Raw genomic sequence first — 10,164 nt, 5'->3', positions numbered from 1 at the left:
TTTGGAATTTCACCGCTCTGAGCCTCTTGCGAGGCGTTCTTCTTTAAATTTTGCGAGCCGTTTAAATTTGAAAAATTTTCGCGCATATAATCAAACACCAGCATCTCGCAAAACACCGACGCAGTCTCAGCCGTCGTTAGCGGCGTGAAGGAGTTAAAATAGCCCACGCCGTAGCTTAGATACTGATGTATCGCGTGCCCCAGCTCGTGCGCGAGGGTAAATACGTCGCGGCGCTTGCGCGTGAAATTTAAAAGCACGAAAGGGTGCGTATCGCGCGAGCCCGAATGCGAAAACGCGCCGCTTTGCTTATTTTGCGCGGGCATCGCGTCGATCCAGTTTTGCTCAAACGCGATCAGCGCGATCTGCTTAAATTTCGGGCTAAATTTTTCAAACGCCGCTAGCACGATCTGCTTGGCCTGCTCGAAGCTAAACTCGTTCTCATCGCCGCCAAGCGGCGCATATCTGTCGTAATCATACAGCGCGTCGTAGCCTAAAATTTCGCGCTTTTTGGCGTAAAATTTGCCGACCAGAGCGAAGCTTCGCTCCGTCTCCGCGATCAGCGCATCGACGCTTGCGATGTTTATCTGATTTTCCTCGTGCATCACCGCCTCGGCTTTATCGTAGCCGCGCAGCTCGCAGCGAATTTTAAGATCGGTTTTGATCATATTGTAGATGTAGCCGAGCAGGTGGGAGTTTTGCTCTAGCACCGCACTTAGCGAAGCTGCGGCGTCTTTTCGTACCTCGCGATCAGAGCTATGAAGCAGGCTTAAAATTTCCTCCTCGCCGAGCTTGCGCCCGCGAAAATCAAAGCTCATCCGCGCCATACTCTCGTCAAAAAGCCGCGAAAACGCCTCGCCGCTTACGGGCGAAGTTTTTAAAAGCACGCTTTCTTGCGGAAGGCTTAGCTGGTGGGCCTTGCGCTGCTTAAGCAAGCTCAAATAATATCTGAATCTCCCGCTTCCTGCGATAAACTCGTCCTGTTTTGCGGCGTCAAGCTCGTTAAACTCGAGCTCGAAAAAAAGCAGGTTCTGCGAAATGTCGTTGCAAGCCTGCTCCGTCTTAGCCTGCTGCGCCCCAAGGCTCGTATCTCGCGCGAATCTAAGATGCGCAAAGCTCATTATCTTGCCGATCTGCTCGCTGATGCCCTCATAAAGCTCAAGCGCGCCTAAAAACTCCTCCGCGCTAAGAGTGTGCAGCTTATCTTTAAATTTAGCTTCAAAATCCCTAGCCTGCGCAGCCGCGCTATCTATCGCGCCGCTAAATTCCGCTTCGTTTGCAAACAGCTCGCCTAAATTCCAATTCATCGATTTCCTTTTAAAATTTTTGGATAATTTTATCAAAAAAGAATAAGTAAAATTTTAAAAACCGCGAGATCCGCCGCCCTAGCGGAATTCGCGGTAAATTTTAAGGTGAGTTATTTTTGCATACTTTGCGACGCGATCGCCGTAAAAATCACGTCCGTGGAGCTATTGATCGCGGTTTCTACCGAGTCTTGGATTACGCCGATGATAAAGCCGATCGCGACTACCTGCATTGCGATATCGTTTGAGATATTAAAGAGCGAGCACGCAAGCGGTATCAGCATCAATGAGCCGCCTGGCACGCCGCTAGCGCCGCACGCACCGACCGCCGAGACCACGCAAAGCAGTAGCGCCGTCCAAAAATCGGGGCGCACGCCAAGCGTATGAGCCGCAGCAAGCGCCAAGATCGCGATTACCACCGCAGCACCCGCCATATTTATCGTAGCTCCCAAAGGGATCGAGATCGAGCTTAGCTCGTCGCTGATGCCTAGCTTTTTGCATAAATTTAAATTTACCGGGATATTCGCCGCCGAGCTGCGGGTGAAAAACGCCGTGAGGCCGCTTTCGCGCAGGCAGGTAAATACGAGCGGATATGGATTTTTCTTAATCACCGCAAAGACGATGAGCGGATTTACCACGAGGGCTACGAACGCCATCGCGCCTACTAGCACGACTACGATTCGCACGTATCCAAGCAGCGCATCGACGCCGGTTTGATACACAGTAGAAGCTACTAGGCCGAAAATTCCAAACGGCGCGAGCTGGATTACGAACTGCACGATTTTGGTTACCGCTTCGCTCAGATCGGTAAAAATTTTCTTTGTTTCATTAGTGCAAAATTTAAGCGCGACGCCAAGACCTATCGCCCAGGTTAAAATTCCTACGTAGTTTCCGTGCGCGATAGCGTTTAGCGGATTATCTACGACCTTAAAAAGTAGATCTTTTAGCACGATCCAAACGCTTGCAGGAGCGGTATTTTCCGCCGCGCCGACATTGCTTAGAGCAAGCTCTGTGGGGAATAAAAAGCTAACCGCCACCCCCACGCACGAGGCTAAAAAGGTGCCTACGATATATAGGACGACCACGCGTTTTAAGCCGCTTGCGCTGCCGTATTGTTTATTTACGATCGAGCTTAAAATCAAGATAAAAACTAAAATCGGAGCTACCGCTTTAAGGGCGCCTACGAATAAATTTCCTAAAATTTCCGCAAAAGCTACTACGTTTATTAAAAACGAAGTGTGCTCTGCCGCAATATCGCCCGCCGCTGAACGTGCGGCAAAGCCCAAAATGGCACCTATTATCAAACCCGTAACTATGCGCAGAACTAGATTTTTATCTTTGTAGCTAGCTACTAATTTTTGAATCGAACTCATTTTTTACCTTTCAATCAAAACGTCGTTTGAAATATATCGAAATTTTATTTAAGCACATTTAAATTTGGGCGAAATTTCGCAATTTTTAGTTAATCTTAAAACCTCGTTAGATAAAATGCCCCGAAATTTTAATTAGGAGCAGATATGTATCTATTTACCAGCGAGGTCGTAAGCCCCGGACATCCGGATAAGTGTGCCGATATCATCGCAGACAGCATCGTAGATGAAATTTTAAAGCAAGACCCCAACGGGCGCGTCGCGGCGGAGGTTTTCATCGCGGGCAAACACGTAGTAATCGGCGGCGAAGTAAACGCCAAGGTCGATTTCACCCACGACGATTACCGCCACATCGTAAAGGGCGCGCTTAGCGAGATCGGCTACAATAACAATCCCTACTTCACGCGCGCGCAGTGCCTGCATCCGCAGGATCTGCAAGTGGACGTATTTTTAAACCAGCAAAGCCCCGACATCAACCAAGGCGTCGATCAAGAGGGCGGCGAGATCGGAGCGGGGGATCAGGGCATAATGTTCGGCTTCGCAAGCTGCGAGACGAAAAATTTTATGCCGGCGGCGATCACCTACGCGAGGCTTCTTTGCGATCACGTTTATGCCTACGCAAAATCTCATCCCGACGAGCTTGGCGTAGATATTAAGACGCAGGTTAGCGTCGATTACGGCACGAAGAGCAATTTTGAGGAGTGCAAGCCGCAAAGTATCCATACGATCGTGGTTTCAGCGCCCTGCGTCGAGAGCATGAGTATCGAGCGCGTCCGAGATCTGATCGGAAATTTGATCGATTCGGCGGGGCTTCCGAAGGAGCTTTACGACAAAAGTAAAACGATCATCTACATCAATCCTACCGGCCGCTACGTAAATCACAGCTCGCTTCACGACAGCGGCCTAACGGGGCGCAAACTGATCGTAGATAGCTTCGGCGGCTACAGCCCAATCGGCGGCGGCGCTCAAAGCAGCAAAGACTACACCAAGGTCGATCGCAGCGGGCTTTATGCGGCGCGCTATATCGCCAAAAATATCGTCGCGGCGGGGCTTGCGAAAAAATGCATCGTCCAGCTCAGCTACGCAATCGGCGTCGCAAAGCCCGTCAGCGTCAGCGTCGATTGCATGGGGACGAATTTAGGCGCGGCGAGCGACGATGAGTTGTCCGCTTTCGTGCTTGAAAAATTCCCGCTCACGCCGCGCTGGATCATCGATAAATTCGGCCTTGATCGCCCCGGCAAAGGAAGCTTTCTCTACGCCGACGTCGCCGCACGCGGACAGGTCGGAAACGACGAATACCCGTGGGAGCAGCTTGACGGCGTGGAGCTTTTTAAGGCTTTGAAATAAAATTTTACGCTTTGCAGCAGCGCTCTTTTTAGCTTACGACATTCGCTAGGCTTGCAGCAGCGAGCCTAGCTCAATATTCTACGCGGCTTTGCATGCCGTGTAGTTTTATCGCATCCCAAGAAATAGCGTTGCGGCAAAATTCTGTATCAAAATTCTAAGCCGTGAAATTTAAGAGTTTTCGCAGGTAGAATTGAATTTTAAAATTTTAAGCCCAGCTCGCGCAAAATTTTAAAATTGGCGCGCTGAAATTCCAAGGCTGAGCCCGTCTAGTTTAGTGATAAATTCTAACTAGAGCAGGCTTTAAAAAAATTTTCACGCAAGCTTTTAAATTCGCAATCGCTTAAAATGAAATTTGACCTATAAAATTTTTTCTAACGCGCTTTTTACTTAATCTCCGAATGAGAAAATTTTATATTCTCCTTACTTGTGATGTTTAAGCGTGTAAATTTTAAAATTTTACCATTTTATTTGAAGTCCACTGCTTTATACAGCAAAAAACCCAAAGCAAATTCTATTTAAAAGTGGCATTTGCAAGATAAAAGCGCTGAAATTTTAAAATGTAGAATTTATGAACGCTACTGATTTAAAATCTCAGATTGGCACGCTTCGCCAAAGCTCCTCCGCTAACTACGCGAAATGAAAAAGCAAGATTGAATTCTCTCTCGCTCAATGTCACCCGCAAGCAAGCACGGCGGAATATCGAGCTTAAATAACGCAAAAGATAAAAGAATAAAGCAAAAATAGAAGGGGCTTGTAGCTTGATAAAATTCTAGCCTTGTGCGGCGGCAACCGAGCGGCTTTTAAATTGGGCTTTAAACGCAGTGATGCGAATTGCGCGCCTTAACTTAAATGCTAAAGCAGCGATAAAATTTCATCGCCGCTTTCATAAATTAAAATTTTAAAGATACTCCGAGCTACACAGCTGCAATAAGTAAATCGCCCGCATTTTAATCACCCGCGCCTCGCCTAAATTGCCTAAAATTGCCGATCAAATTTAAGCCGCATACACCTTTATCTGGCGCTTAGTTTAGCCGCGCGGCATAAAAACGCAGCTAAAAAATGAAGCACTATTTCGTCTGATTATCCTCGTTTTTTGGTGCGGCAGTGCTTGCATTTATCTCGCTGGCTGCGCTATTTACGGGCTCAGGAACAGAGATTTTTTTCACCGAAGCAGTGAAATTCTGCTCGGCTTCAACGTCGCCCGTTTTTTCGATATATGTAAAATCACCCATCTTCGTCCACGTTCTAGCTTTAGCTAAAAATGCCTTTTGGCTCTCCCAAATCTCTTTGAAATCGGGATTTTTCTCACTTTCTTCGGCTAAAATTTCATCCGTCGCCTTGCGAAGCGCACGCATAATTTCAGGCGAAAAAGAGCGAATCTGAACGTTCGGATATTTCTTTTTGATCTCGTCCCAAATTATTACGTTTTTATAAAACGTCTCGTTTTCTGCGTATTCGCGCGCCTTTGCGATCGAAGCCTCTAGGATATTTTGCAAGTCCTTAGGAAGCTTCTGCCAAGTTTGTAGATTTATCACTATCTGCTGCTCGCTAGCGGGTTCTTGCCATCCCGTATAATAGTAATTTGCGACCTTGTGAAAGCCTAGAGGTATATCAAAGCTAGGACTTGCCCACTCAACCGCATCGATGGTACCCATCTCTAGCGCCATATATAGCTCACCTACCGGTATCGTAGCGACTGCGACGCCAAGGCGGCTCATAACCTCCCCGCCAAAGCTTGGAATTCTAAATTTAAGCCCTTTTAAATCATCTAGCGTATTAATCTCTTTTTTAAACCAACCGCCCATCTGCATGCCGCTATTTAGGATATTAAAGACCTTTAGATTGCTTTTAGCATAGAATTTATCCGCTAGCTCCTTACCCCCGCCGAAGTAATACCAAGCGTGCTGTTCGTCTTTCGTCATACCAAAAGGCACCGTCGTAAACAGCATATTCGCGCTATTTTTGCCTTTATAATAGTAGCTCGCAGTATAGCCTAAATCGTATTGTCCGTTTTTGACCATATCATAGATCGCAAAAGGTGCTTTATGCTTGCTAGGCGCGTCGATACTGATTTTCAGCTTGCCATCAGACATACTATCTGCAAGATCTGCCATACGCTTGGCGACATCGCCTACGATAGGCATACTAAGCTCGTAAGTCTGAGCTAGCTTAAGGCGATAAATTTTCTTATCCGCGCCCCACAGCGACGTGGCTATAATCAAACTTAATCCGACAAGAATCGATTTTTTCATATACTACTCCCAAAATGAAATGGTGCGAATTTTATATAAAATCATCTAAATTCACGCTTTTATAACTAGCTTTTAAGCGAAATTTTCGCACAATTGCAGCCAAATTCGATAAGGAAAGGGCATGCAAGAAAAACATTACGAAGTAATCATCATAGGCGGCAGTATCACGGGCAGCGCGCTAGCATATGTATTGGCAGAATTTAGCGGGATCAAAAATATCGCTCTACTTGAAAAATACGAAGGGCTTGCGACGCTAAATTCTAAAGCCAGCGCAAATTCCCAGACGATTCATTGCGGCGACATCGAGACCAACTACGACCTGCAAAAAGCAGCAGAAGTCAAGCGCAAGGCGGATATGATCGTGAAGTATTGCCAAAAGCACGGATATGAGAATAAATTTTTATTTCAGGGGCAGAAAATGGCTCTTGGCGTGGGCGAAAGTGAGGTAGAGCTAATTAAAGAGCGCTTTGAGAAATTTAAAGAGCTTTATCCGTATCTGCAGCTTTTCGACAAGGAAGAGCTCAAAAAAATCGAGCCCAAGCTAGTTTTTGATGGGCGCGGCGAGGAAAGAACGGAGGATATCGTAGCAATGGGCGTGCAATCGGGAGTTTACACGACGATCGATTACGGCGCGATGGCGAATTCCTTCGTGCAAAACGCTAAAAACGTGGAGGGTAAAACCTGCGATCTGTACCTCAACACCGAAGTACAAAACATCACTAAAGTAGGCGATAAGTTCTATATCCGCACAGCAAATAGACTCTCGCTAAGCGCTGATTTTGTAGTCGTAGATGCGGGCGCCCACTCGCTGTGGCTCGCGCACAAAATGGGGCTTGGGCAGGATCTTAGCACGATTTGCATCGCGGGCAGCTTCTATCTAACCAAGCAAAAGCTTCTAAATGGCAAGGTTTACATGATGCAAAACCCAAAGCTTCCATTTGCCGCGCTTCACGGCGATCCGGATTTGCTCGCAGGCGGCTGCACGAGATTTGGCCCTACCGCGCTTACGATGCCGAAGCTCGAGCGCTACAAGGGCTGTCGTTCGGTGCCGGAATTTTTTCAATCATTAAATTTTGACATGGACGTAGCTAAGGTCATTTGGCAAAATTTTGGCGATAGCGAGGTAAGGGACTTCTTAATCCGCAATATAGGCTTTGAGATACCGATTTTAGGCAAAAAGCTTTTCGTCAAAAATGCGCGCAAGATCATACCTAGCATCCGCGAGGAGGATATTTATTATGCCAAAGGCTTTGGCGGCGTGCGCCCACAAGTAATCTCACACTCGCAAAAAAAGCTGCTTTTAGGCGAAGCTAGAATAGGCGAAAATCCAGGGATTATCTTTAATATGACCCCAAGCCCAGGTGCTACGAGCTGCCTAGGCAACGCACTTCGCGACGCAAAAAGTGCCTGCGAATATTTGGGAGTGAGCTTTGATGATGCAAAATTTGACGCGGAAATGATGCGATAAAGAGGAATTTTTAAATTTCGCTCGGGCAAGAATTTTAAAATTTTACTTCGGTGAGGATTTTAGAATTTTGCTCGCGCTTCACATATATAGAGAGTTTTAAAATTTCATTCAAACGCGAATTTTTAGAATTTAATCTGCACTGCAAGCTATGAAATTTTAAAATTTCACCATGCCGTAGAATTCTAAAATTCTCGCGCACCATAAAATTTTAAAATTCCTTCGTCTAGCGAATTTTAAAATTTAGAAATTTCAAAATTTTGCGTAAAATTTCGCCCAATGCGGCGATAAATTTTAAATTTAAAGGAGAAAAGATGCTTAAAAAAACCAAAATCCTAGCGACCATCGGACCCGCAAGCGACAGCGAAGAGATGATGAGCGCGATGGTAAAGGCGGGCTGCAACGCCTTTAGGATGAACTTCAGCCACGGCACGCACGAGTATCACGAGGCAAATTTAAACAAAATCCGCGCCGTAGAAAAGAGCCTGGGCGTACGAATAGGCGTCTTTCAGGACATCAGCGGCCCAAAGATCCGCGTCGGCAAACTCGAGGAAAATTTTAAACTAAAAACGGGCGATAAGATCACCTTCCTTCCTCGCGAAATCATCGGCAAAAAGATCGCTGATGGCGAATACGAGCTGTGTATCAACCACCCTGAAATTTTGCCGCTGATGAAGGTGGGCGAGTTCATCTACCTCTACGACGGCTCGATCCGCGCCAAGGTAGTCGCGGTAAGCGAGCAAGGCGTGCGAGCGGTGCTCGAAAACGACGGCTTTTTAAGCTCGAATAAGGGGGTGAACTTCCCAAATACCCGCCTAAATATCGACGTTATCACGCAAAAAGACCTCGCAGATCTGCGCTGGGGCGCGGCGCACGGCGTAAATTTCGTAGGCATCTCCTTCGTGCAGTCGCAAAATGACATCCTGCGCGTGCGCGAAATTTTAAACTCGCTGGGCTCAAAAGCTAAAATTTACGCCAAGATTGAGAAATTCGACGCTGTAGAAAACATCGAGCAGATCATCGAGGCAAGCGACGGCATAATGGTCGCGCGCGGAGATCTGGGCATCGAGATGCCGTTTTATGAGATCCCGCGCATCCAAAAGCGCATCATCGCGTTAGCCAACGCCCGCTCAAAGCCCGTCATCACCGCCACGCAGATGATGCTTAGCATGACCGAGCACGAGCGCGCCACCAGAGCCGAGATCAGCGACGTCGCAAACGCCGTGCTCGACGGCACCGACGCCGTGATGCTAAGCGAAGAAAGCGCCATCGGCAAAAATCCCGCGGCCGTGGTCGCCGCGATGAGCGAGACGATCCGCGAGACCGAAAAGATCTATCCTTACGATAAATTTAACGATTACGATTTCTACGACGAGACCGATATGATCACTTCAAGCACCGCAGCGCTTGCCGCAAGGCTGGGCGCGGGCGCGATACTTTCGATCACGGGCTCGGGGCGCTCGGCGATCAAACTCGCACGCAACCGCGCCAAAATCGACATCATCGCAATCGCACACGACGAGCAGACCGCGCACGCGCTAAGTCTCGTGTGGGGCGTAAATCCAGCGATGGTCAAGGAAAAAACGAGCATCAACTCGCTGCTCGCACGTATCATAAGCGAGGCTCTGCAGCGCGGGCTCATCGAAGAAGGCGGCACCTACGTGATGACGGCGGGCTTTCAAAGCGGACATCCGGGCAGCACCGACTACATCCGCATCATCAAAAAAGATCAGATCGATTTCTACCGCGACGCGGCAGAAACGGGCTTTGAAAGTAAAATTTAAAGCGTAGCTAAAGGCAGTAAAGTCAGAGGCTGCAGCTGAATTTAATTTCGCTACGAGATTACGAGCAGCAACGTCGCGTTTATGTCGTGATAGAATTTGCTAAATTTAATTCCATTGCGAGATGATGGTGCAGGATTTAGCCGCTAAAACTTTGGTGGCGCTTCGGTGGCTTTTATTTCACGCAGATCAAGAACGAGCGCGCGAACATTTATGCCTTTGATTTCATGGCTCACCGCGGACTGGCAAATTCATTTTATGTGACACTGCGCAATGCCGCGGTCGGTTTATAGCCGCATTCAGCGATAAATGACTAGCATACGACGCTTAAAAAGGTGAAATTTAAATTTAAAATTTGCAGATAAAATTCTACGCCTAAAGCCGACGAGGGTGCGACAAGATTATTAAGATTATACTTAAAGGCAAAATTTGAAAACCAAACTAGAAAATCCCGCGCAAGAAACCTTGGCACAAAAGCGAGAAGATCCTGGCAAAAATCGCTTCAGCACGAGCAGTCTGTGGCTGATATTTGCCGCGATTTTTAGCGCGATTGCCGCGACGTTTTGCTGCCTGCCCGCGCTTTTATTTTTGATTTTCGGCGCGAGTTTTTCCTTTTTTTCGGGCGCAGAGGCGCTGGAAGGTTACCGT

7 protein-coding genes and 1 pseudogene are annotated in these 10,164 nt (G+C 47.5%); 4 read left to right on the top strand and 4 right to left on the bottom strand.

The features are described from left to right. Together Q0340_RS06680 and sstT are read right to left on the bottom strand one after the other, a co-directional pair. A partial coding sequence (locus Q0340_RS06680) for a M3 family metallopeptidase (protein WP_298082661.1) occupies positions 1-1,304 on the bottom strand: 1,304 nt, incomplete at its 3' end. Positions 1,305-1,414: 110 nt separating this feature from the next. Then, the gene (gene sstT / locus Q0340_RS06675) at positions 1,415-2,674 is read right to left on the bottom strand and encodes a serine/threonine transporter SstT (protein WP_298082660.1); all 1,260 of its coding nucleotides are present in this window, start codon (positions 2,672-2,674) and stop codon (positions 1,415-1,417) included. Between the two features lie 144 nt (positions 2,675-2,818). On the opposite strand from sstT, the gene metK reads away from it, so the two are divergent. Then, entirely contained in the window at positions 2,819-4,018 is a 1,200-nt protein-coding gene (gene metK, locus Q0340_RS06670; RefSeq protein WP_298082659.1) for a methionine adenosyltransferase, read from the top strand. 1,067 nt (positions 4,019-5,085) lie between these two features. Here metK and dctP read toward each other — a convergent pair. Then, positions 5,086-6,270 (bottom strand): TRAP transporter substrate-binding protein DctP, encoded by a 1,185-nt coding sequence (dctP, locus tag Q0340_RS06665; RefSeq protein ID WP_298082658.1) that lies wholly within the window; start codon positions 6,268-6,270, stop codon positions 5,086-5,088. 121 nt (positions 6,271-6,391) lie between these two features. Between dctP and Q0340_RS06660 the strand changes: the two genes are divergently transcribed. Then, the gene (locus tag Q0340_RS06660) at positions 6,392-7,738 is read left to right on the top strand and encodes an FAD-dependent oxidoreductase (protein ID WP_298082657.1); all 1,347 of its coding nucleotides are present in this window, start codon (positions 6,392-6,394) and stop codon (positions 7,736-7,738) included. A 34-nt stretch (positions 7,739-7,772) separates the two neighbouring features. Here Q0340_RS06660 and Q0340_RS06655 read toward each other — a convergent pair whose 3' ends face one another. Beyond that, entirely contained in the window at positions 7,773-7,940 is a 168-nt protein-coding gene (locus tag Q0340_RS06655; protein ID WP_298082656.1) for a hypothetical protein, read from the bottom strand. Between the two features lie 109 nt (positions 7,941-8,049). Here Q0340_RS06655 and pyk point away from each other — a divergent pair, with 109 nt between their 5' ends. After that, entirely contained in the window at positions 8,050-9,519 is a 1,470-nt protein-coding gene (pyk, locus tag Q0340_RS06650) for a pyruvate kinase (protein ID WP_298082655.1), read from the top strand. A 462-nt stretch (positions 9,520-9,981) separates the two neighbouring features. Then, positions 9,982-10,164, top strand: a pseudogene (locus tag Q0340_RS06645) (aryl sulfotransferase); the annotation flags it as partial.

This window comes from uncultured Campylobacter sp. (assembly GCF_938045595.1).
GTDB lineage: Bacteria > Campylobacterota > Campylobacteria > Campylobacterales > Campylobacteraceae > Campylobacter_B.
This window is presented reverse-complemented; position numbering and strand designations above follow the sequence as displayed.